Source organism: Mixta tenebrionis, from assembly GCF_006517625.1.
Lineage (GTDB): Bacteria > Pseudomonadota > Gammaproteobacteria > Enterobacterales > Enterobacteriaceae > Mixta > Mixta tenebrionis.
On the sequence record NZ_VHQI01000008.1, the window covers coordinates 109,548 to 131,790 of the forward strand.

Here is a 22,243-nt window from a genome sequence, read left to right on the forward strand (position 1 = left end):
ATTCTCCGCGCTGCGGATAGGGCGCGGAGGGAGGGGCTTACTCGCCTTTGCGGGCGTTAACCACCTGCCCCATGCCTTTGCCTTCCAGCTGCTCTTCGGGGTCGGCAAAGAAATCGATATTAAAGTAGGTATCGTCTGTCAGCAGTTCAATATGGTGCCAGTATTGCGGCGGGCTGATGCCGAAATGCCCGGCTTCAATTACCACTTCAATTTCCGCCTTCTCGTCATGTTCGTCAGGGTGACCGTAATATTTCACCGCGCCCTGCATCACCGACAGGCGGCCATACACGCCCTTTTTGGTGTTGTGATGGGTTAGCAGCGCGCGCGGCACGCTGGTTTTATCCCAGAATGGCGTAGAGCGGGTATGTACAAAGTGTTTAGGAATTTGATGAGCCATGGCGATCTCCTCAGGTTTTTCATATCGTCGTTATCTGTTTTAGATATTGCAACTGGCGTGCCAGCTTTTAATTTACTTATTATTCAGTTAATTATATTTCTAACGTCAGCGGGGATTGTTAATATGACGCGGTTAAAAATTGTCGGTTTGACGATCTGTTGTCGGGGGCACAATACCGCCGCACGCTACCGGTATGCCTGAATACGGCCTTCTTTGTTTATAGCGCAACGTCGCGCCTTTTACTGCCGCTGGCAAAAGATTCTGTTAAACTGAGCGCTGCAAACCCGCCCGATTAGAGACTTTCCCGTGACCGCTTTTTCCACCCTGACGCAACTGCCCGCCAGCCAGCTCGATAACCTGCGCGAGATGGGCTTCGAAGCCATGACGCCGATTCAGGCCGCCGCCCTGCCTGCTATTCTTGAAGGCCGCGACGTACGCGCCCAGGCGAAAACCGGCAGCGGCAAAACCGCGGCGTTTGGGCTTGGCCTGCTGCAACATATCGACACCGCGCAGTATCAGACGCAGTCGCTGGTGCTCTGCCCAACGCGCGAGCTGGCCGATCAGGTCAGCAACGAACTGCGCCGCCTGGCGCGCTTTACGCGCAATATCAAAATCTTAACGCTGTGCGGCGGCCAGCCGCTCGGCGCCCAGCGGGACTCGCTGGTCCATGCGCCGCATATTGTGGTGGGCACGCCGGGACGCATTCTCGATCACCTGAAGCGCGAAACGCTGGATCTCTCGCAGCTGCGCTCGCTGGTGCTGGATGAAGCTGACCGCATGCTGGAAATGGGCTTTCTGGAAGATATAGAAACCATCGTCAGCCGCGCGCCGTCGCAGCGCCAGACGCTGCTCTTTTCCGCCACCTGGCCGCAGGATATTATCGCCATCAGCAATCGCTTTCAGCGCGATGCGCTGGCGATCGCCACGGAAGATGTCACCGAGCTGCCGGCTATTGAACAGCACTTTTATGAGGCCGGCAGCCGCGAAAAGCTGAACCTGCTGATCGGCCTGCTGAGCCAGCAGCAGCCCGCCTCCTGCGTGGTATTCTGCAATACCAAACGCGAATGCGACGATATCGCCGCCGCGCTGGAAAACAGCAATATCAGCACGCTGGCGCTGCATGGCGATCTGGAACAGCGCGATCGCGATCGGGTACTGATTCGCTTTGCCAACGGCAGCTGCCGGGTACTGGTAGCAACTGACGTCGCCGCGCGCGGCCTGGATATTAAGGCGCTGGCGCTGGTGGTGAACTATCAGCTCTCCTACGATCCTGAAGTACACGTGCACCGCATTGGCCGTACCGCACGCGCCGGCGAACAGGGCGCGGCGGTGAGCTTTGTCGCGCCGGAAGAGATGGTGCGCGCTCACGCGCTGGAGGATTATTTACAGCAGCCGCTAACGTGGATATCCAGCGCCGCGTTAAAAAATCAGCCGCTACAGGCGCTGCCCGCCGCGATGATGACGCTCTGCATTGATGGCGGCCGCAAGGCGAAAATCCGTCCGGGCGATATTCTCGGCGCGCTGACCGGCGAAGCGGGCCTCAGCGCCGATCTGATCGGCAAAATCGATCTGACGCCCACCCACGCCTATGTCGCCATCGCCGCCGCCAGTGCGAAAGAGGCGCTGATTAAGCTGAAACAGGGCAAGATTAAAGGAAAAAGCTGCCGCGCTATTTTACTGAAGTAAACGCCTGCGCCAGCTAGCGCGTTATTTGCTGAAACAGGCGTCTGCGCCAGCTACCCAGCCGCGAACCTTATCGGGACGCGGCTTTTTTTTGGCTTGCTGCCAGGGTTGATTTAATACCGGCCTGCCGCTGTCCGCCAGCCGGGCGATAAACCGCAGCGGGCCGGCGGCGCGCCGCCTCTCGCTGGGTTAACGCTGCGCATTTTCCTGACGCCGATCTGGTTTCTGCGGTAACCGGTATTCCTGCACGCAAGGAGCGTTTATGCTGTTAAACGAAAGATATTTACCGTCACCAATAAGGAAACCCTATGGGCATTGCTGAACGCAAAAATTACCCGCAGCTGGGCGAAATCAAAGGTCCTTACGTCCATGCCGTGCGTCACGGTGAAACGCTGTATGTTTCGGGACTGACCGCTTTCGGCAGCGAAGCGCAAAAAGCAGGCATCGCCGCCCAGGCCGAAGAGATTTTCCGTCAGTTTAAACTTATCGCCAGCGCTGAAGGCACCTCACTGCATGCGCTGCTGAAGGTCACTATCTTCGTTACCTCGCTGCGCGAAATAGATGCGCTGCGCGCGGTACTGTTTCGCAACTTTGGCGACCATCTGCCCGCCTGCTCGCTGGTTCAGGTCAGCCAGCTCTTTTCGCCCGATCTGTCGGTAGAAATCGAGGCGATTCTGGCGCTGAACCATTAAGGCCAACGCCGCCTTTTAACGGCGGCGAGGCGTTGCGATTATTCGGCGCGTCCTCATTTCGCCGCATGTAGCGCATGTTGCAGACGAGCGAAAAGCGCCTCATCCGCCGCATTCCACAGATCGCCTTTTCCCTTCAGCAGCTCGCGCAGCAGCATGGACCATTGCCCGATACGCGCCAGCTCCTCCGCTGAAAAAAACGGCGACGGCGCACTTTCTGTTATTCCAGCCATACATAACCCCATAAGTCATCAATAGATATCCGCTAACGCCGAACAGCGACACGGTAAATCATGTTAATTCAACGCTAAGGAGGATGCCCAGCGAGCGGCTCCCGCTTCGCCCTTTTCCAGATTTTCTTTATCGGCTTCATAAGTTAGCAACGCCATCAGGCAGTTACAGACGGAAACCTTATTGCGCGGCGCGCGCGGCATTACAACTTCTCTTTCCGCTGCGTTAAGGACTACCCTTTAGCTGAGGATAAAAACCACCCGGCCAAGGGAGCAGTAGAGTTATGGTTATCAACAGCATTGTGTATCGCGACGGCGCGCGTGAAGAAGTGATCGATCCTGAAAACATCAGCCGTGAAATAATGGAAGACCCGGATGCCTTTATCTGGCTGGGGCTGTATCAACCCGATCCCCCTTTTATGAAAAAGATGCAGGAAGAGTTTGGCCTGCACGAACTGGCGATTGAAGACGCGCTGACCGCCCACCAGCGTCCGAAGCTGGAGCAGTATGGGGAATCACTGTTTATCGTGCTGAAAACCGCCCATCTGAACGAGCACAACCATATTGAATTCGGCGAAACGCACTTCTTCGTCAGTAAGAAATTTCTGATTACCGTACGCCACGGCGCCTCCGACAGCTATGCACCGCTACGCAAGCGCACCGAAGAACGCCCGGATATGCTGAGCAAAGGCGTCGGTTTTCCGCTCTACTGCCTGTTCGATTTTATTGTGGATAACTACAGCGACATCACCGCCACGCTCGGCGAACGCATCAACGAAATGGAACGCGCGATGTTCCGTACCGAATTCGATCGCAAAGCGGTACAGCATGTCTATACGCTGCGGCGACAGCTGCTGGCGCTGCGCAACGCAGCCATGCCGGTTGATGAAATCTGCAATCAGCTTATCCGCCTGCATGAAGATATCATCTCGCGGCCGCTGCGCGTCTACCTGCGCGACGTACAGGATCACGCCCACCATGTAGTAACCGACACCGACGATATGCGTGAAATTCTCACCAACGCCATGCACGTCAACCTGGCGCTGGTGACGGTACAGCAGAACGAAGTAGTAAAAAAACTGGCGGGCTGGGGGGCCATACTGGTGATCCCGACGGTAATTTTCAGCATGTACGGCATGAACTTCGAAAGCATGCCGGAAATTCACTCGCCCTGGGGCTATCCGGCCGCCATCGGCGGCACTCTGCTGGCCTGCGGCGCGCTCTACTGGCGCTTAAAATGCGCCCGCTGGCTATAACGATTTTCAGCGCCAACCAGCGACGCGCGCACGGCGGCCCGGCTTCCTGCAATGGCGGAGCCAGGCCGCTAACCATCCACGCCGTACCGCCAACTCAAGGAGAGATAAAACTGACCAACAAAAGTAAAGCCAGCCCATCGGCTACCAATGCCGTGCCGCCCGGCTCAGGAAAAGAGGCGTAAAAAGCAAACTGATCAACAAAAGCAAAGCCAGCCCATCGGCTACCAATGCCGTGCCGCCCGGCTCAGGAAAAGAGGCGTAAAAAGCAAACTGATCAACAAAAGCAAAGTCAGCCCATCGGCTACCAACGCCGTGCCGCCCGGCTCAGGAAAAGAGGCGTAAAAAGCAAACTGACCAACAAAAGCAAAGCCAGCCCATCGGCTACCAACGCCGTGCCGCCCGGCTCAGGAAAAGAGGCGTAAAAAGCAAACTGACCAACAAAAGCAAAGCCAGCCCATCGGCTACCAACGCCGTGCCGCCCGGCTCAGGAAAAGAGGCGTAAAAAGCAAACTGACCAACAAAAGCAAAGCCAGCCCATCGGCTACCAACGCCGTGCCGCCCGGCTCAGGAAAAGAGGCGTAAAAAGCAAACTGACCAACAAAAGCAAAGCCAGCCCATCGGCTACCAACGCCGTGCCGCCCGGCTCAGGAAAAGAGGCGTAAAAAGCAAACTGACCAACAAAAGCAAAGCCAGCCCATCGGCTACCAACGCCGTGCCGCCCGACTCAAGGTGCGGCGAGTGCAGGCCGAAGAGTAAAGCGTCCCGCGCCAGGGAAGGCGCGGGCCGAGCCGTCATGGATGACGAACTGGCGTCTTTACGATCGGCCTGCACTTGCCGCGCAGGCGCCGACCATCCGCCAGGCTACGTTTATCAGCCAGCATCACCTGCCGAACCGCGCCCGCCAGCCGGCCTCCTCTTGCCAGACCGCACCCCACCGCCAAAATAAAGGGCAGCCCAGGCCGCTGCGCTACCCGCCAGCCGCCCGCTGGCCGCCGCCAAATGCAAACGTAAACAACGCGAAAACTTACCGCGCCGCTAACTAAGCAAGAGTATGCTCGGTACGCGCAATAATATCATCCTGCGCATCCGGCGAAAGCGCGGTGAAAAAGGCCGAATAGCCCGCCACGCGCACCACCAAATCGCGGTAACGATCGGGGTGTTTTTTCGCTTCCAGCAGCGTCTCACGTGAAACAATATTGTACTGAATATGCCAGCCCTGATGCACCTCGAAAAAAGTGCGCAACAGCATCATCAGCTTCTGCCGATCGCTCTGATTATCCAGCGTTGCCGGGCTCAGCTTCTGATTCAGCAGCACGCCGCCGAGAATGGCATTGGTCGGCAGCTTGCCTACCGAACTAATCACCGCCGTCGGCCCCAGATGATCGGTGCCGGAAGAGGGGCTGGCCCCTTCCGCCAGCGGCGTTCTCGCCTTGCGCCCGTCCGGCGTAGCCATCGTCTGCGCGCCGAACGGCACGTTGGCGGAAATCGATGAAGTACCCGCGTAATAGTCGCCGCCGATCGGGCCACGACCATAACGCGGATTGTGGTAATTTTTAATCTCATCGATATAGGTCTGATAGGCACGCACCAACAGCGCATCCACGCTGTCATCATCATTGCCATACTTCGGCGCCGCGTTCACCAGCCGCTGACGCAGCTGTTCATGGCTTAACCCGGCGAAATCGGTCGCCAGCGCATCCGCCAGCTGCTGCTGTGCAATCAGCCCCTGATCGAACACCAGCTTCTTCACCGCCGCCAGACTATTGCCGAGATTGGCGATACCTACCTGCAGACCGGACACCCAGTCATATTTCGCTCCGCCCTGCTTGATACTCTTCGCCCTTTCGATACAGTCATCCACCAGCGCCGAACAGAGAATATCGTGCGCATTCTCTTCCAGCACGGTATCCACCACATATTCAATCTCAATCGACTTACGGGTGTAATAACGAATTTGACGATCCCAGCACGCCAGCACTTCGTCAAAATGAGTGAAATTACCCTTTGACAGCGCCAGATCCTGCGGCAGAAACACCTTGCCGCTGGTGGCGTCGCGGCCGCCTTCCAGCGACGCCAGCATTACGCGGGCAAAGTTGATGAAACTCATACCGGTACAGCGATAGCCCCACTTACCGCCAACCGCAGTTTCAATACAGCCGATCGCGGCATACTGATAAGCGTCTTCAGGCTCGATACCCAGTTTAATAAAGGCCGGAATAACGATCTCATCGTTGTTAAAGGCGGGCATACCAAAGCCGCAGCGAATAACCTGCACGCAGGCGTCAAGGAAATCGTCGCTCATCCCGGCATGATAACGCACGCTCAGGTTAGGCTGCGTCGAACGCAGGCGACCGCAGGATTCAAGAATCACGTAGGAAAGCGGGTTCACCGCGTCAACGCCCTTGCCGTCGAGCAAATTCTGCCCGCCGATGGTCACATTCTGATAAAGCGGGCTGCCCGCAGAGGCCTTAGAGTGCGAGCCGGAGCGGATTTTATTCACCTCCAGCAGCTTCAGCCAGCAGCTGTTCAGCAGCTCAATCGCCTGCTCGCGATCCAGCGTCTGCTGCAGCTCGACGTCGCGACGATAGAACGGATAAAGATACTGGTCCATACGGCCAAACGAAACGGAGTGACCGTTAGATTCAATTTGCAACATCAGCTGAATAAAATAGCAAAGCTGCAGCGCCTGCCAGAACGTTTGCGGCGGCTGATGCGCGATAAGGTCGCAGTTCTCCGCGATCGTCAGCAGCTCCGCTTTACGCGCTTCACGATCTTCCTGCGCCGCCATCTGCCGCGCCAGATCGGCGAAGCGCTTGATATGATCGCTGACCGCCTCCAGCACAATAGCAATCGCTTTCAGAAACTGATCGCCGTGCAGATCCTCCAGCACCGTCAGGTTAATGCGGCTACGGCGCTCCGCCACTTTTTCACGCAGGCCGTCCAGCCCTTTCTCCAGCAGCAGCGGATAATTTACCGCCAGGTGCGCATCGCCGGAGGTCATATTGCCTTCCGCCTTGATAATGCCGGTAGCCAGCAGCGCCTGCTGCTCATCGGTAAACATACCGTAACAGCGATCCTGCACCGTTTGACCACGCCACCACGGACACACTTCATGCAGCACGCGCTTATTCTCTTCTGAGACGGAAAAACCAGCCCCTGGGCGATCGGCCAGATCGTCGATCTCTTTCTCAATCCAGCTAACGGTATATTCCGGAAAAATCGGCGCGGCGCGCACTTCGCTCGCCTGGTTGCCGACAATCAGCTCGTCGTGCTTAATCCAGATGGTACGATTCGCCAGATGATAAGCCAGCGCCAGCGCCCGGCGTACCGGCACCGGCTTCGCCATATTTTCCTGATAGATCTTCGTATAATGCTCGGCACGCTCGGTACAGATGGGCGGTTTGACAATATGCACCAGCGCGTTTTTATGGGCTTTGATACGTTCGCTTAACAGGTCAAGTTTCAGGGTAGTCATATTCTTATCCTCTCAGAGTCGCCGTCAGGCCTTTTTGTTTTGCGTAAGCATGCGCGAAATCGAGCAGTGCCGGAGCATCCAGCGGCTTATCCGGCGCAAGGTAGGGCTGATGAAGCAGGGCATACTTGTTCATGCCCAGCGTGTGGTAAGGCAGAAAATGAATCTCTTTAACGCCGAGCTCGTCGGCGGCAAAATTAACGATATCCGTAATTGAGGACTCGTCTGCGTTGAATTGCGGTATCAGCGGAACGCGGATCACCATCTGTTTGCCCGCCTCCGCCACGCGGCGCAGATTTTTCATCACCCGTTTAGCCGAACCGTCGGTCCAGGCCGCAAAGCGCGCTTCATCTACGTGCTTAAGATCGGCAAGAAACAGATCGATCCACGGCAGCGCTGGCTCAACGTAACGCCACGGCACATGCAGACAGGTTTCCACCGCGGTATGAAAGCCCTCCTGATGACACTGGCGCAGCAGCGCCGCCGCCAGCTCAGGATTCATAAAAGGCTCGCCGCCGGAGAGCGTAACGCCGCCCGCGCTGCGATCGTAAAATGCCTTGTCGCGCCTGACCTCGGCCATAATCTCCGCCACCTGCTTTTCTGCGCCGCACACCGTCAGCGCCAGCGTAGGGCAACAGTTTTCCAGCGCGATAAAATGTTCCGGCTGAAGCTTCGGACGATCGATAGTTAACCCGTTTAACGTCCTGGTAATGACTTGCGGCAGCGCCTGCTGGCAGAGATCGCACCCCTCAAGACAGAGCCGGTGGTCATAAAGAAGATCTTTATGGCGGGAGCGGCTTTCAGGGTTTTGACACCAGCGGCATCCCAGCGCGCAGCCTTTAAGAAACACCACGGTGCGGATGCCGGGACCATCATGCGTGGAATAGCGCTGGATATTAAAAATCATCACCCTCTCCTCCTGTTACGTTCGAAGATTTAATAACTTTCGAAAGAAAGTGATGTTGATATCGGTCAATAAAAAACAACAATCTGACGATATAATCAACGAATCTTGCTGAACCTCACCTATTTTCAGGAGCTCTGTATGGAACTTTATCTTGATACCGCGGACGTCCAGGCGGTAAAACGCCTGGCGCGTGTGCTTCCGTTAGCTGGCGTGACCACCAATCCCAGCATCGTTGCCAGCGGCAAAACGCCGGTGAACGAGGTGCTGCCTGCTCTGAAAGAGGCGCTGGGTAATAAAGGGCGACTGTTTGCGCAGGTGATGGCGCCGCAGGCGGAGCAGATGGTGGAGGAGGCGCAAAAACTGCGCGCGATGGTTGACGATCTGGTGGTAAAGGTTCCGGTAACGGCAGAAGGTCTGGCGGCGATTAAACAGCTTAAAACGATGGGCATTCCCACGCTGGGGACGGCGGTTTATGGCGCCTCCCAGGGATTGCTGGCGGCGCTGGCCGGCGCGGACTATGTGGCGCCCTACGTTAACCGGCTCGACGCTCAGGGCGGAGACGGCATCCAGACGGTGAAGGATTTACAGCAGCTGCTGAAACTGCATACGCCGGGCGCGAAGGTGCTGGCCGCCAGCTTTAAAACCCCGCGTCAGGCGCTGGCGTGCCTGCTGGCAGGCTGTGAATCCATCACGCTGCCGCTTGACGTAGCGCAGCAAATCATTACTACGCCTGCGGTAAACGCCGCCGTAGAAAAATTTGAGCAGGACTGGCTGAACGCCTTCGGCACTTCCGGGCTGTAAGCTGCCCCTGGCCGACGTATGCCGCCTGTCCCGACTCAGCGCCGCTTCCCTGTGGAACGGCGCTTTCTTTTTTCCCACGGACCGGGAGCTACTTTGTTACCGTTTCGGTTAATCCACTCCGTCTTAGTTAAAAAAATGTAAATAGCGTGATCACTTTCAAATAATAAACGCAGAATCTTTGCTACCCTGCCGGTTTACTTACGAATGAAAGTACAGAAACCTTCATTCATCCAGCAATGTGCTCCTGACAGGCGGAGATTTGTATGAGCAGCGACTTCACCTCCTTAACGCTACCCACTGACTACAAAAAAAATATCGTCGCCATGAAGCGTGCCATGCGCGCGCAGATTGGCGATGTGGAGGGGCTATTTCGTCAGGTTTGTCAAAAAATCGAAACTGAACTGGCGGCGGCGCGCGCAGAAGAGAGCAAAAACGGCACCGCCTGGCCGATTGTCCAGCAGCAGGATCTGGCGGCAGGAAAAATAACCGATGAGCAGATCGCCTGGATTAAACGGCGCGGCTGCCTGGTAGTCCGGCAAACCTTTGACCGGGAACAGGCGCTGGAAATGGATCGGTCGATGCTGAACTACCTGGATGATAATCAGTTCGACGAGATTTACTGCGGCCCCGGCGATAATTTTTTCGGCTCACTGACCGCCTCGCGTCCTGAAATCTACCCCATCTACTGGTCAAAAGCGCAGATGGAAGCCCGCCAGAGCAATGAAATTGCCAGCGTGCAATCCTTCCTCAATCGCCTGTGGAAATTCCAGCATGACGGCGGAGAGTGGTTCAACCCGGACGTCAATATTATCTATCCCGATCGTATCCGCCGCCGCCTGCCGGGCGCCACCTCGAAAGGGCTGGGCGCCCATACCGATTCCGGCGCGCTGGAGCGCTGGCTGCTGCCCGCTTACCAACAGGTGTTCAGCAAAATTTTTAATAACCAGTTCGAGCAGTACGATCCCTGGGATGCCGCCTGGCGCCCGGAAGTTAACGAGTATGAGGTGGATAACACCACCCGCTGCTCGGCGTTTCGCACTTTTCAGGGCTGGACGGCGCTCTCTGATATGGCGTCAGGGCAAGGGCTGCTGCACGTGGTGCCGGTGCCGGAAGCGATGGCCTACGTGCTGCTGCGCCCGCTGCTGAACGATGTGCCGGAAGATGAGCTGTGCGGCGTGGCGCCGGGCCGGGTGCTGCCGGTTTCGCAGCAATGGCATCCTCATCTGATAGCGGGACTGTGCAGCATCCCCGCGTTACAGGCGGGTGATTCCGTCTGGTGGCACTGCGATGTGATTCACTCCGTGGCGCCGGTTGAGAATCAGCAAGGCTGGGGCAACGTTATGTATATTCCCGCCGCGCCGGCCTGCGCCAAAAATCTCGCCTGCGCGCAGGCCGTGCGCGCCGCGCTGGAAACCGGCGCCTCGCCGGCGGATTTCCCACGGGAAAACTATGAGCAGACGTGGCAGGGAAGGTTTCAGCCGGGCGAGCTGAATAATAATGGGCGCCGCGGGCTGGGGATGTCCGCGCGCTAACCCGATGCGGCGCAGAGGCTCGACGTTGGCCTGAAGGCGACCGGGTCTCTTCGTCCGCCGCGGCCGCTATACGATTTCGGCGCGGGTTTGTTATACTCCCCTGCCCCGGAAAGATGGTGAGACGCGAAATGAATGCAAGGCAACAACAAATTATTCAGTTAGTCAATGAGAGAGGCAGCGTTAGCGTTAGCGAGCTCTCCCGCCTGACACGCGTTTCCGAAGTCACCATAAGGCAGGATTTAACCTTGCTGGAAAAAGGACGCTACCTGAAGCGCGTTCACGGCTCGGCGATCTCTGTCGAAAGCGATAACGTTGAGGCACGTATGCAGGCGCGTTTTCCGCTGAAGCAGAGCCTGGCGGAATATGCCGCCTCGCAGATCAATGCCGGAGAGTCGGTGTTTATTGAAGGGGGCAGCACCAATGCGCTGCTGGCCCGGCGCCTGGCGAATAATGACTCCATCACCATCGTTACCGTCAGCCACTATATCGCCGGGCTGCTGAAAGAGTCGCGCTGCGAAGTGATTGTGCTCGGCGGCCTGTATCAAAAAAGCAGTGAATCGGTCGTCGGCCCGCTCACCCGCAGCGGTATTCAGCAGGTTCATTTCCAGAAAGCTTTTATCGGCATTGACGGCTGGCACCCGGATACCGGCTTTACCGGCAGAAATATGCTGCGCAGCGATATCGTCAATGCCGTTATGGCAAAGGATATTGAAACCTATGCGCTAACCGACTCCTCCAAGTTTGGTCAGTTTCATCCCTATCCTATCGCTACCGACAGGCCATTCCGCCACGTGATTACCGACGATGGGCTGGAGGAGAGCTATCGCCAGAAGCTGGCGGCGCAGAATATCGCGGTACATCTGGTAAAAGAGAAAACCGTCGGTTGACCGGCGGCGCCCCGGCCGACAGGCGCGCAACGCGCGTTTTGCCGCCGGCGGCCTACATCACCAGCTCCTGCGCCAGCCCCAGATAATATTTTACCCCCAGCGTCAGCGCGCGCTCGTCAGGGTTGAAAAAGGAGTTGTGCAGCGGCGCTTCCTGCTGACCGTTGCCGACGCCCAGCCAGGCGAAACAGACCGGCGCCTGCGCCTGATATTCCGAGAAATCTTCCCCTACGAACATCGGATCGCTCTCGGCGCGAAAACAGATTTCCGGCGCCAGCGTCTGCGCCACTCTGGCTGCGATATCGCATAGCGCTTCATCGTTGACGATGGCGGAATAATCCCAGCGATCAAATACAATCTCCCCTTCACAACGATGCGCCTGCGCTACCGCCTGCACGATGCGCGTCATCGCCTCTTTTACCTGCGCGCGCACCTCAGGCGTAAAGGTTCGGTTGGTGCCGCAAATATGGGCGTCGTTAGGTATTGCCGCGGTGGTGCCATCGCCGCAGATCAGGCTGCATACGGAAATAACCGCCGACTCGCGCGGGTTGATCTCACGCGCCACGATAGTTTGCAGCGCCTGCACCACTTCTGCCGCCGCGATACAGGGATCGACGGTTAAATGCGGCATTGAGCTGTGGCCGCCTTTGCCATGCAGCCAGATATTAAAGGTATCGCGATTGGCGGTGGCGATGCCGCGCTTCAGGGCGATGGCGCCGCACGGCAACGCCGGCAGCACGTGCAGCGCGAAAAACATCTCTACGTCGCTTAGTACGCCGGCATCAATCAGCTCTTTCGCCCCGCCGGGCGACATCTCTTCGCCGCGCTGGAAGATAAAGACGATTTCGCCTTTAATGCGCGGCTGCCATTCGGCCAGCACGCTGGCGGCGCCCATCAACATCGCGCTATGAAAATCGTGACCGCAGGCGTGCATTAATCCAGGCCGCGCGGAAGCAAAAGGCAGCGCCGTTTTTTCCTCCACCGGCAGCGCATCAATATCGCAGCGGAACGCAATGGTTCGCCCCGGCAATGCCCCTTTTAGCCGTACCACCGCTCCGGTCGCCGCCGGACGGCTAATTTGTAACTGAGGGAAAGCGGATAGCTGCTGAACAATATAGTCGGTGGTGACATATTCTTCGTGCGATAGCTCCGGATAACGATGAATTGCGGCGCGCCAGCCCGCTATTTGTTGGGCAAGCTGCCGCCAGGCTACTTCATGCTTCATGGTCACTGTCCTGTTAAATAAAAACGCATCGCCGCCGCTTTACCGCACGGCGGAAAACCTCACCATACAGACAATCACAGGGCATGCTGCGGCGTTATTCACAAAATACGCAGTTAATAAGACGCGTAACCGAGCAAGGATTTTCAGCGCTGGCGCGCTATCTAATTCTTGTATTCCATAAGGCGGTCACACAGCGCCTCAATAGCCTTTCGGGTGTGTTCAACATCTTCCCTTTCGCTGTCGGCGGTTAACTCATCATGATCGGTTCCCAGGGTGTCATACTCTTCGTTTAAACGTCGAATGAGTCGATTCGCCTCATCACCGTGATGTTTTCGAATGTACTCGTCAGTCTCATACTTCCATTCGCTTGAGCCTCTGACGCCGCTCAGGTTTACGTTTCCTTCTGCCTCCGCTTCCCAGGTAATGATGAGATCTTCAATTTCTTTCAAATTAATCATAATTTGCTCCTGTTATTTAACTGCCCAGTCATCGACTCCGAAAACGTCCATACTGCATTAAGAGCTAAGATCTCCCTTAAGGGGCCTGCTTTCCCCGACGATCCCGTCACATTCAGTGAAAAATTTTATTCGATGCGTTATCTACAACTCTACCAGCATCAATAAAACCAACACACTAAATTTCTTTTCGCAAACTTCACTTTATAAATAACGGGAGAAATTGATATCACTCAAATATAAACGCGAACTTAGGTTTTAAAAAGGCCAGGGATAATTAACAGAGAACAAAATATGGATGAGCAAGTAGAGGTAAAGCTGGCATTTCCCTTATGGAAAGCCGCAATTACGCTGTGTAGCGGTTTTTTCATCTGGTTTACCCCACCGCCAGCCGGGCTTGATGCAAACGCCTGGCATATGTTCGCCCTGTTTGCCGCTACCATTCTTGCCATCATTCTCAAAGTGATGCCGATGGGCGCGGTGACAATGGTGGCGCTGGTTATTTCAGCCATGACGGGCCTCACGCCCCTTACCGGCGCCGCTCCAGGACAAGTCGCCGCGCTGTCAGGCTTTGCTAACGGCACAATCTGGCTGATCGGCATTGCCATGTTTATTTCACGCGCGGTAATTAAAACCGGGCTGGGACGGCGCATTGCGCTGTGGTTTATCTCCAGGTGCGGCTACAGTATGTTAGGCGTCGCCTACGGGCTGGCGTTAGCCGATATGGTGCTGGGTCCAGGCATCCCGTCAGCCTCAGCGCGCGGCGGCGGCATTATGTACCCGATTACCCGCTCAATCGCTTCGGCCTACCGCTCGGAACCGGGGCCGACGGCGAGAAGGGCCGGCGCATTTTTAATGATCTGCGTCTCGCAGATTGACGCCATTATCTGCGCGATGTTTCTGACGGCTATGGCGGGAAATCCGCTGATTGCTGAGCTGGCCCTCAGCCAGGGTATTGTGATTAACTGGGTGACATGGTGTCTGGGCGCTATCGTTCCCGGCCTGCTGGCGCTTATTATTATTCCTCTCTGCCTCTATTTTCTTTATCCGCCTGAGCTAAAGAAAACGCCGGAGATTCCCGGTATCGCCCGTGAAGAACTACGTAAAATGGGGCCGATGTCGCCAGCCGAAAAAATTCTTGCCGGCGATTTTATTTTATTAATTGGACTGTGGACCGCTGGCGATATTTTTTTCCATATTCCCGCCACGCTTTCCGCGCTGATCGGCCTGACCATTTTGCTGCTGTCTGATATTATGTCGTGGGAAAATATCGTTGCCGAAAAAAGCGCCTGGGATACGATGTTCTGGTTTGCCGTGCTGGTAATGATGGCGAACGCACTGAATAAATATGGCATGATTAGCTGGATTTCCCAGGAGATTGTCGTTTATATCGGTCATTTTGACTGGCTGATGGTTTTCCTGGGGTTGATACTGGTTTACTTTTATACGCGCTATTTCTTCGCTTCGGCCATGGCCCATATCTCGGCAATGTATCTCGCTTTTCTGGCGGTTTCAGTTTCGGTCGGCGTTCCCCCGCTGCTGGCGGCCTTAACGCTGGGATACGCCTCTAATTTGTCGATGGGATTAACCCAATATTCTGGCGGCCCCGGCCCGGCGCTGTTCGGTTCCGGTTATAATTCAACCGGCCAGTGGTGGGGCGTTAGCCTGCTGGCCTCTTTTATCTCCGTGGCGATCTGGCTGGCAGCTGGCGGCCTGTGGATGAGGGCTATCGGCATAGGCTAGCCGCGTCGTGCGGCTCAGCGTGCCGCCAGGCTTGATAGCTATTCCCGGCTGGCGGCAGCACATTAAGCAGGTAACCGCGGTTTTATTATGGCGGCTTTGCGCAAATATCATTTATCAAGCGGTTATTTAACGCATTTTTATTGCCCTGCATAATTCGCACCGCTATTTCAGGCCGGCGCGATGGAAAATTAAGCGGCTCGTATAAAATAATAACAGGCCCTGACGGCGGTTTCCTGTCAGGGCCTGTCTGCTTTTAGCGTTAAACTATCAGGCTGCCAGCGCTATAAAAATAAAACTGAAAAACCTGATGTCACGCAATTTATAATAGTAAAAATAGCTATTACGCTTTTAGCGTGCCCTGGTGTTGGCAGGCAGCATAATAACCGCATTCATCGCATGGCGATAATTGATATAAGCGATCAATAACAATAAAACGATCGTTTTAATCGATCGTTATAAACAGGCGTGGTGATTGTACGTAATATGCACGCTTTAGTTTAATTTATAATAATTACCGATCGCCAGCCATAAAAAAGCCCTCCGAAGAGGGCTGGCGCGAAAGCGGGAAAAAAGACCTGACTCAGGCTTGCAGATAATCACGCTGCTGCGGCAGCTTCGCAATATAAAGGGCCGGCTTGCCATCTTTATCAGAGCTGAACAGCACGGCGCGATCGTCCGGCGTAAAGGAGGGGTGCGGATGGGTCACCTGGCGGCTGTTAGCCACGGTAGCCCAGGAAGTATCATGGCGCGCCACGCGGAAATAGGCTTTTTTCGCCACGTCAAACACATAGAGATAAGGATCGTTATCGATGGTATAACCGCTGGTGTCTTTCACATCCACCGGCGTACCGGAGCCATCGCCCACCAGCAGCGTGCCGTCAAAGTTGCTCATCAAATGCGAGCACGCCGGCATCTGCATTACCGCTTCGTTGCTGCCGTTGTCAGGGTTGTAGCTGTAGATGGTACGTCCCTGCTGCCCTTTCAGGTAGGAGACATAGACCAGCGCCGATCCGTTCGGCACCCAGAACTCGTGGGTGCAGCTTTCGCCTGCCGCATGCTCTTTCACCTTACGCACGTTGCTGCCGTCTTCATTAACCATCCACATCCGCGCATCTACCAGATCGTGCGGGCCTTCATGGCAGAAGGCGACGGTATTGTCGTCAAAGGGGCGATAGATCGGATGGCCCAGCCATTTACGATCTTCATGGATAACCGCGCTGGCGCCGGTTTTCAGATCTACGCGCAGCAGGCGGCAGTGCGGGCCTTTGTGGAAAAAGTCGTGGAAGATTTTCCAGTCGTTAAGCGGCGTCCAGTCGCTTTTGGCGATCTCAATTCCCACCAGCTTGGTGCAGTCGCTGTTGGCAACCCAGGTGCCGTAGCCGACCCAGTCGTCAGCCACGCGGTAGACTTCGCGCTCAACCAGCGTTTTCAGGTCCACTTCCAGCAGGGTGCGATCGTTCTTTACATAGTAGAAGGATTTGTCATCGGGAGAGAGGAAACCGCCGAAGGTGTTATCCCCTGCGCCTTCCGTCAGCTGGATAGCCTCAGCGTTGGCGACGTCCAGCAAATAGTAGTTCCAGTTACCGTCAAACTCGCCGGCAAACAGCAGATGGCTGCCATCATTAAAAAAACACTTCTGATAGAAGTAGTTACGATGACAGGTCACCTCTGGCGGCGTCAGGCGAGTAATTTCCGCTCCGGTATCCGGATCGCGGCTGACCTCGTACTGAAGCTTAACCCGCATGCCTTTAGCCATGTTGCACTCCTTATGCTAACTGTCCGGAGAGGCGAACCGCTCCGTTTTCGATGGTTTTAAAAATATAGTGCGATTTTATCAAAACAACGTTTCATTGTTTGTGATGACTAACGCACTTTGTGACAGGCCGTGGATTTAGTGCGTTAAGCTGCGGCTACCTGAGCAGCTTTGGTTGGCGCGTGCTTTCTTTAATCGTTGACCTTAACAAGAGTAAGCTTTTTTAAATAACCTATTTATCAGTGGGTTATTTGCGAAGCCTGGTTATTATTTTCTGATTAACCGTGATCTGATTTGCAATTTTGATATAATCACGCAGGAAAAATGAAACGCTGTTTTAAATATAATTGAAAAGCTGTTTCGGTAAGGATAAGATTAACGCATCAGGAAAAGCACGACGGCTTGGCCGTTGCGACAACGAGTTCGTCCCGGATGTTCACGAAACCTGCCATCCCCATGAACGCCGGACGGAAGTCTCCTTCTGCTTCAATATGGATGAAGACGCCTGTGCGTTTCACATGCTGGGGAAACCGCAGGAAACGCATCACACTGTGATGCATAACGAGCAGGCCGTGATGTCGCCAGGTTGAACTATTCACTTGAGCGTTAGCACCTACGCCCCGCCTTTATTTACAGGCGGGAGGGTGAAATCAGGTCTTTAATGCCGGGTACTCCCGCGCCATTGAGGATCTGCGTGAGTCGCGGGCGAGCATAAACAGACCCCTGCCTGTCCAAAACAGGCGCTGAAAGATAAAGGAAAAGATTATGATTCTCGATACATTTTCTCTTGCAGGTAAAGTTGCGGTGGTATCAGGTTGTGATACCGGTTTAGGCCAGGGCATGGCGCTGGGCCTGGCGGAAGCGGGCTGTGATATCGTAGGCATCAATATCGTTGAGCCGACTGAAACCATCGAGCGCGTTACCGCGCTGGGTCGCCGCTTTCTCAACCTGACCGCTGACCTGCGTCAGATTGATTGTATCCCGGCGCTGCTGGATCAGGCGGTGGCTGAATTCGGCCATATCGATATTCTGGTTAACAATGCGGGTCTGATCCGTCGTCAGGATGCGATCGAATTCAGCGAAAAAGACTGGGACGACGTGATGAACCTGAACATCAAAGCGGTGTTCTTCATGTCTCAGGCGGCAGCGAAACACTTTATCAAACAGGGCAACGGCGGCAAAATCATCAATATCGCCTCTATGCTTTCCTTCCAGGGCGGTATCCGCGTGCCTTCTTACACCGCTTCCAAAAGCGGCGTAATGGGCGTTACCCGTCTGCTGGCGAACGAATGGGCGAAACACGGCATCAACGTTAACGCCATCGCGCCGGGCTATATGGCTACCAACAACACCCAGCAGCTGCGTGCCGATGAACAGCGCAGCGCAGAAATCCTCGATCGTATCCCGGCGGGACGTTGGGGTCTGCCGAGCGATCTGATGGGCCCGATCGTGTTCCTGGCCTCCAGCGCATCTGACTACATCAACGGCTACACCATTGCCGTTGACGGCGGCTGGCTGGCGCGCTAATACCTGCCCTGCTCTTCTGATTTGAATCGCCCCCGCTGGCCAGCGGGGGCTTTTTTATGGCCGTATTACACGCGCGCCAGATAGAGCGCGGGCATCCCTTCTTTGTCGGAGGTGAACAGCACCCACTGGTTGTCCGGGGAGAATGACGGATGCGGATGGGTGACCTGACGATCGCCGTCCAGCACTTTCCAGCTGGTATCGTGCCGACAGATGGCGGTCTGGCTGCCTTCCCGAATATTGAAGACCCAGATAAAGGGATCGTTGAGGCTGATATCGCCGGTGTTATGCGGCGCGCCATCGCCAACGATCAGCGTGCCGTCATGGTTGCTCATCAGATGCGAACAGGGCGGAATCGCCATCAGCTGCCGGTTAGCCAGCGTTTGCGGATCGGCGCTAAACAGATAACGGTGCGGGTCGTTTTCCTGATGCGCCACATAGTAAAGCGCAGAGCCGTCCGGCACCCAGAATTCGTGGGTAAAACTCTCCCCCGGCTGATGCTGGCGCACTTTACGCATCTGCGTGCCGTCGTCGTTAATCAGCCACATGCGCGCGTCGATAGCGTCACGCGGGCCTTCATGACAGAAGGCGACGGTGCTGTCATCAAACGGACGATAGATCGGGTGGCCCAGCCAGCGCTTTTCCTGCAACAGGGTACGCTGCTCGCCGGTGACCAAATCGATGCTGATTAACCGGCATTCCGGGTTGGTGAAGTAGAAATCGCGGAATTTACGCCAGTCGGTCAGCGGCTGCCAGTCGCTGGCCTTAATCTCTATGCCCACCAGCCTGGTGCAGTCGCTGTTGGCCACCCAGGTACCGTACGCTACCCACTCAGCATCCACTTCATACACCACGCGTTCTTCAAAGCTGTGCAGGCAAACCTGACGGAGCTGGCGCTGGTTCTTCACATACCACAGGCTCCGATCGTCCGCCGACAGAAAGCCGCCGAAGGTATTATCGCCCGCGCCTTCGGTAAGCTGCGTGGCCTGCCGGCTATTGAGATCCAACAGATAATAGTTCCAGTGCCCCTCGAACGCGCCGCCAAAAATCAGCTTTTGCCCGTCGCGGGTAAAGCACTTCTGATAAAAGTAGTTACGGTGACAAATAATGTGGGGAGGCGTCATCCGGATCACCTCGTGACCGGTCTCGCTGTCCGTCTGACGATCGAAATCCAGCGGGATGATTTTGCCTTTCATATCGCATACTCCATATAAAAAAATACCCCGCCACAGCTGGCGGGGTAGGTTCTGACAGAGGGATTAGCGCATGGCGCGACGCAGTATGCGCTCGGCCTGACGCTGGAAGTCAGCAGCGGCTTCTTCTACCGTTTTCTGCCCGTAGTCGATGTACTGCAGCGCGGTACCAAACTGGGCGACAATCTGCGGATCGTCAAAGTAAGGCGATACGGCGAGTTTGGTCGGCAGGGACTGGGCTAAACGCAGGCCCGCTACCGCCGGATCGCTCTCGCTGACGGCGCCCGTTTCGGTCAGGTAGCCCCTGGCCGCCTTGCTCAGCGGTACGCCGCGCTCCAGACCCAGCGCTTCCACGCCATCTTTGTTGTTAAGCAGGAAGTTGAGCAGTTTCGCGGCCGCTTCCGGCTGCTTAGTGGATTTACCGATAGAGAGCATCAGCGCAGGCTTGAAGAACAGCCCGGCATCCGTCGCGCCATCCAGCATCGGATAGCTACCCAGCTCCAGTTTGGCCGGCGGCTTCAGGTTATCGGAATATTTCTTGATGGTGGAGTTCCACATATAGGTGCCGCCCCACTCGCCCTGAATCCACGGCTTCATCTCATACATGTTGCTCTTGCCAAATGAGGCATAATATTTGGTGTCCGGCATCACGTGGCTGTCGATCAGCTTTTTATACATCTGGAAGAATTCAACCCACTGCTCTTTGCTGTAGCTGAATTTCTTCGCCTGTTCGTCAATGGCCGGAATATTATATTTCTGCACCATATAGGAGTTCAGCAGCGCCAGAGTATCCTGGTGCTCCAGCACTACCGGGTAATACTGCTTGCCGAGCTTGCTTTCAAACGTTTTGCCGGCCTCCATCAGCGCTTCCCAGGTTTGCGGATATTCAACGCCAGCCTTTTTCCAGACTTCATCGTTGAAGTAGAACACGCGCGCGGTGACGGAAACGGGGATACCGTTCAGTTTGCCGTTAACCGTGGTGGTCTGCAGCTCGGTCGCATCGAACTGGCTTAAATCGATCACGTCTTTCATTTTGTTCAGATCGTAAAAGCCGTCGCCGTTTTTAGAGAAGATCGGCAGCCAGTTCCAGTTGGTTTGCATTACGTCCGGCTCAGTCCCGCCGGCGATCTGAGTAGTCAGACGGGAAAGGTGACCATCCCAGCCGGTATATTCGGCCTTCACGTTGATATCCGGGTTCTGTTTGTGGAACTCTTCAATCGCTTTCAGCGTGACCTGATGGCGGCTGTTGCCGCCCCACCATGACATGCGTAAATCAACATTCTTTGCCATAGACGGCAGCGCGGTAAGTCCCAAAGTGGCGGAGATTGCGGCGCTTAAAAGCACTTTTTTCATAATAATACTCCAGTAGGTTACAGAGAGATGTTCTGCTCGGTTTTCGCGTCAAAGATATGACATTTATTCATATCAAATCTGAAATAGACCCGACGATTAAGCCCTTTAGCAATCATAGGCTTAGCTTCATCTGACGGAATTCGCGCCGTCAGTTCATAGTCCGCCACTTTCAGGTAGATAAAGAACTCATGGCCCATGTTTTCCACGCGGACCATCTCGCCGCTGCAGCCGCCTTCAGCAAAAGGCTCATCCGCTACCGAAACGAATTCCGGGCGCACGCCGTAAAATACGTCCTGTCCTTTATGATCGAGCACTTTCTCCTGCTTGCTGGCTGACAGCGGCATCGTTTCGTTGCCGATAGTCAGATGCAGACGCCCGTCATGCTCCACCAGTTTTGAGGTGCGGATGTTCATTTCCGGCGCGCCGATAAAGCCCGCCACGAACATATTTTTCGGCTTGTGATACAGATTGTCCGGGGTATCCACCTGCATGATGTGGCCCAGCTTCATTACGCAGATTCTGTCGCCCATGGTCATCGCTTCGGTCTGATCGTGGGTAACATAAACGGTGGTCGCAGGCTTACCGGATTTCTTCAGCTGCTTATGCAGATCGGAGATGCGGATACGCATCGAGGCGCGCAGTTTGGCGTCAAGGTTAGAGAGCGGTTCGTCGAACAGGAACACGTCCGGTTTCTTCACGATGGCGCGGCCTACCGCGACGCGCTGCGCCTGACCGCCGGAGAGCTGGCGCGGCAGACGATCCATCAGCTCTTCCAGCTCAAGGATTTTGGCCGCTTCGTTAACCTGCTGTTCAATCTGATCTTTCGGCAGCTTGCTCAGCTTGAGGCCGAAGGCCAGGTTTTCCCGTACGGTCATATGCGGGTAGAGCGCATAGTTCTGGAACACCATCGCAATGCCGCGCTCTTTCGGCGCCAGGTTGTTAACGATCTTATCGCCGATGCGTACTTCACCGCCGCTGATGGTTTCCAGACCGGCCAGCATACGCAGAGTGGTGGATTTGGCGCAGCCGGACGGGCCGACGATGACCATAAACTCACCTTCTGCGATTTTCAGGTCGATACCATGTACCGCTTTGAAGCCGTTGGAGTAAACTTTTTCCAGTTTGTTGAAAATAACTTCAGCCATG

Annotated in this window: 19 protein-coding genes and 1 pseudogene; 10 read left to right on the plus strand and 10 right to left on the minus strand. The window is 55.5% G+C overall.

The window, feature by feature from the left end; translation table 11 throughout:
- Window positions 1-37 precede the first annotated feature (37 nt).
- Complete coding sequence (locus FKM52_RS14325) at window positions 38-397, minus strand: TehB family protein (protein ID WP_141176854.1); 360 nt, start codon at window positions 395-397, stop codon at window positions 38-40.
- 306 nt (window positions 398-703) lie between these two features.
- Here FKM52_RS14325 and dbpA point away from each other — a divergent pair, with 306 nt between their 5' ends.
- Window positions 704-2,083, plus strand: a complete 1,380-nt coding sequence (dbpA, locus tag FKM52_RS14330; protein WP_141176855.1) for an ATP-dependent RNA helicase DbpA — start codon at window positions 704-706, stop codon at window positions 2,081-2,083.
- Window positions 2,084-2,388: 305 nt separating this feature from the next.
- Window positions 2,389-2,772, plus strand: a complete 384-nt coding sequence (locus FKM52_RS14335; protein ID WP_141176856.1) for a RidA family protein — start codon at window positions 2,389-2,391, stop codon at window positions 2,770-2,772.
- 53 nt (window positions 2,773-2,825) lie between these two features.
- Here FKM52_RS14335 and FKM52_RS21725 read toward each other — a convergent pair whose 3' ends face one another.
- Entirely contained in the window at window positions 2,826-3,002 is a 177-nt protein-coding gene (locus tag FKM52_RS21725; RefSeq protein ID WP_181407943.1) for a hypothetical protein, read from the minus strand.
- 281 nt (window positions 3,003-3,283) lie between these two features.
- On the opposite strand from FKM52_RS21725, the gene corA reads away from it, so the two are divergent.
- A complete protein-coding gene (gene corA, locus FKM52_RS14340) occupies window positions 3,284-4,255 on the plus strand; it encodes a magnesium/cobalt transporter CorA (protein WP_141176857.1) in 972 nt (323 codons plus the stop codon).
- Window positions 4,256-5,052: 797 nt separating this feature from the next.
- Window positions 5,053-5,298, plus strand: a complete 246-nt coding sequence (locus FKM52_RS14345; RefSeq protein ID WP_141176858.1) for a hypothetical protein — start codon at window positions 5,053-5,055, stop codon at window positions 5,296-5,298.
- On the opposite strand, the gene FKM52_RS14350 is transcribed toward FKM52_RS14345, so the two are convergent.
- On the minus strand, window positions 5,295-7,730 hold the full coding sequence (locus FKM52_RS14350) for a formate C-acetyltransferase/glycerol dehydratase family glycyl radical enzyme (protein ID WP_141176859.1): 2,436 nt from the start codon (window positions 7,728-7,730) through the stop codon (window positions 5,295-5,297). The two genes, FKM52_RS14345 and FKM52_RS14350, sit on opposite strands and share 4 nt — an antisense overlap.
- A 4-nt stretch (window positions 7,731-7,734) precedes the next feature.
- Entirely contained in the window at window positions 7,735-8,634 is a 900-nt protein-coding gene (locus tag FKM52_RS14355; protein WP_141176860.1) for a glycyl-radical enzyme activating protein, read from the minus strand.
- Window positions 8,635-8,772: 138 nt separating this feature from the next.
- On the opposite strand from FKM52_RS14355, the gene fsa reads away from it, so the two are divergent.
- The 3 genes from fsa to FKM52_RS14370 all read left to right on the plus strand — a co-directional run bounded on the left by fsa (window position 8,773) and on the right by FKM52_RS14370 (window position 11,854).
- Window positions 8,773-9,435, plus strand: coding sequence for a fructose-6-phosphate aldolase (gene fsa, locus FKM52_RS14360; RefSeq protein ID WP_141176861.1), 663 nt, complete (start codon window positions 8,773-8,775; stop codon window positions 9,433-9,435).
- Window positions 9,436-9,698: 263 nt separating this feature from the next.
- The gene (locus tag FKM52_RS14365; RefSeq protein ID WP_141176862.1) at window positions 9,699-10,967 is read left to right on the plus strand and encodes a YbiU family protein; all 1,269 of its coding nucleotides are present in this window, start codon (window positions 9,699-9,701) and stop codon (window positions 10,965-10,967) included.
- A 128-nt stretch (window positions 10,968-11,095) separates the two neighbouring features.
- Window positions 11,096-11,854: a DeoR/GlpR family DNA-binding transcription regulator gene (locus tag FKM52_RS14370; protein ID WP_141176863.1), complete on the plus strand. Its 759-nt coding sequence runs from the start codon at window positions 11,096-11,098 to the stop codon at window positions 11,852-11,854.
- A gap of 52 nt (window positions 11,855-11,906) precedes the next feature.
- Here the strand turns inward: FKM52_RS14370 and FKM52_RS14375 are convergent, their stop codons facing one another.
- The gene (locus tag FKM52_RS14375) at window positions 11,907-13,076 is read right to left on the minus strand and encodes a M20 metallopeptidase family protein (RefSeq protein WP_141176864.1); all 1,170 of its coding nucleotides are present in this window, start codon (window positions 13,074-13,076) and stop codon (window positions 11,907-11,909) included.
- Between the two features lie 161 nt (window positions 13,077-13,237).
- Window positions 13,238-13,534, minus strand: coding sequence for a hypothetical protein (locus FKM52_RS14380; protein WP_141176865.1), 297 nt, complete (start codon window positions 13,532-13,534; stop codon window positions 13,238-13,240).
- A gap of 291 nt (window positions 13,535-13,825) precedes the next feature.
- Here FKM52_RS14380 and FKM52_RS14385 point away from each other — a divergent pair, with 291 nt between their 5' ends.
- A complete protein-coding gene (locus FKM52_RS14385) occupies window positions 13,826-15,274 on the plus strand; it encodes a DASS family sodium-coupled anion symporter (RefSeq protein WP_141176866.1) in 1,449 nt (482 codons plus the stop codon).
- Between the two features lie 580 nt (window positions 15,275-15,854).
- On the opposite strand, the gene FKM52_RS14390 is transcribed toward FKM52_RS14385, so the two are convergent.
- Window positions 15,855-17,030: an oligogalacturonate lyase family protein gene (locus FKM52_RS14390; protein ID WP_141176867.1), complete on the minus strand. Its 1,176-nt coding sequence runs from the start codon at window positions 17,028-17,030 to the stop codon at window positions 15,855-15,857.
- A 419-nt stretch (window positions 17,031-17,449) separates the two neighbouring features.
- On the opposite strand from FKM52_RS14390, the pseudogene FKM52_RS22245 reads away from it, so the two are divergent.
- Together FKM52_RS22245 and kduD are read left to right on the plus strand one after the other, a co-directional pair.
- Window positions 17,450-17,774: pseudogene (locus tag FKM52_RS22245) on the plus strand (hypothetical protein); the annotation flags it as partial.
- Window positions 17,775-17,792: 18 nt separating this feature from the next.
- Window positions 17,793-18,554, plus strand: coding sequence for a 2-dehydro-3-deoxy-D-gluconate 5-dehydrogenase KduD (gene kduD, locus FKM52_RS14400; RefSeq protein ID WP_141176868.1), 762 nt, complete (start codon window positions 17,793-17,795; stop codon window positions 18,552-18,554).
- Between the two features lie 65 nt (window positions 18,555-18,619).
- On the opposite strand, the gene FKM52_RS14405 is transcribed toward kduD, so the two are convergent.
- The 3 genes from FKM52_RS14405 to FKM52_RS14415 all read right to left on the minus strand — a co-directional run bounded on the left by FKM52_RS14405 (window position 18,620) and on the right by FKM52_RS14415 (window position 22,242).
- Complete coding sequence (locus FKM52_RS14405; protein WP_141176869.1) at window positions 18,620-19,747, minus strand: oligogalacturonate lyase family protein; 1,128 nt, start codon at window positions 19,745-19,747, stop codon at window positions 18,620-18,622.
- 63 nt (window positions 19,748-19,810) lie between these two features.
- Window positions 19,811-21,097 carry an ABC transporter substrate-binding protein gene (locus tag FKM52_RS14410; RefSeq protein ID WP_141176870.1) on the minus strand — a complete coding sequence of 429 codons (1,287 nt, stop codon included), beginning with the start codon at window positions 21,095-21,097 and terminating at the stop codon, window positions 19,811-19,813.
- 17 nt (window positions 21,098-21,114) lie between these two features.
- Window positions 21,115-22,242 (minus strand): ABC transporter ATP-binding protein, encoded by a 1,128-nt coding sequence (locus FKM52_RS14415; RefSeq protein ID WP_141176871.1) that lies wholly within the window; start codon window positions 22,240-22,242, stop codon window positions 21,115-21,117.
- Window position 22,243: the final 1 nt, after the last annotated feature.

Bases quoted from the DNA above. Each gene is read 5' to 3' on its own strand.
- FKM52_RS14355 (WP_141176860.1), bottom strand. From the start codon at position 8,634: ATGATTTTTAATATCCAGCGCTATTCCACGCATGATGGTCCCGGCATC.
- fsa (WP_141176861.1), top strand. From the start codon at position 8,773: ATGGAACTTTATCTTGATACCGCGGACGTCCAGGCGGTAAAACGCCTG.
- FKM52_RS14405 (WP_141176869.1), bottom strand. From the start codon at position 19,747: ATGAAAGGCAAAATCATCCCGCTGGATTTCGATCGTCAGACGGACAGC.
- FKM52_RS14325 (WP_141176854.1), bottom strand. From the start codon at position 397: ATGGCTCATCAAATTCCTAAACACTTTGTACATACCCGCTCTACGCCA.
- FKM52_RS14385 (WP_141176866.1), top strand. From the start codon at position 13,826: ATGGATGAGCAAGTAGAGGTAAAGCTGGCATTTCCCTTATGGAAAGCC.
- corA (WP_141176857.1), top strand. From the start codon at position 3,284: ATGGTTATCAACAGCATTGTGTATCGCGACGGCGCGCGTGAAGAAGTG.
- kduD (WP_141176868.1), top strand. From the start codon at position 17,793: ATGATTCTCGATACATTTTCTCTTGCAGGTAAAGTTGCGGTGGTATCA.
- FKM52_RS14415 (WP_141176871.1), bottom strand. From the start codon at position 22,242: ATGGCTGAAGTTATTTTCAACAAACTGGAAAAAGTTTACTCCAACGGC.
- FKM52_RS14350 (WP_141176859.1), bottom strand. From the start codon at position 7,730: ATGACTACCCTGAAACTTGACCTGTTAAGCGAACGTATCAAAGCCCAT.
- FKM52_RS14345 (WP_141176858.1), top strand. From the start codon at position 5,053: ATGACGAACTGGCGTCTTTACGATCGGCCTGCACTTGCCGCGCAGGCG.
- FKM52_RS14365 (WP_141176862.1), top strand. From the start codon at position 9,699: ATGAGCAGCGACTTCACCTCCTTAACGCTACCCACTGACTACAAAAAA.
- FKM52_RS14390 (WP_141176867.1), bottom strand. From the start codon at position 17,030: ATGGCTAAAGGCATGCGGGTTAAGCTTCAGTACGAGGTCAGCCGCGAT.
- FKM52_RS21725 (WP_181407943.1), bottom strand. From the start codon at position 3,002: ATGGCTGGAATAACAGAAAGTGCGCCGTCGCCGTTTTTTTCAGCGGAG.
- FKM52_RS14370 (WP_141176863.1), top strand. From the start codon at position 11,096: ATGAATGCAAGGCAACAACAAATTATTCAGTTAGTCAATGAGAGAGGC.
- FKM52_RS14335 (WP_141176856.1), top strand. From the start codon at position 2,389: ATGGGCATTGCTGAACGCAAAAATTACCCGCAGCTGGGCGAAATCAAA.
- FKM52_RS14380 (WP_141176865.1), bottom strand. From the start codon at position 13,534: ATGATTAATTTGAAAGAAATTGAAGATCTCATCATTACCTGGGAAGCG.
- FKM52_RS14410 (WP_141176870.1), bottom strand. From the start codon at position 21,097: ATGAAAAAAGTGCTTTTAAGCGCCGCAATCTCCGCCACTTTGGGACTT.
- FKM52_RS14375 (WP_141176864.1), bottom strand. From the start codon at position 13,076: ATGAAGCATGAAGTAGCCTGGCGGCAGCTTGCCCAACAAATAGCGGGC.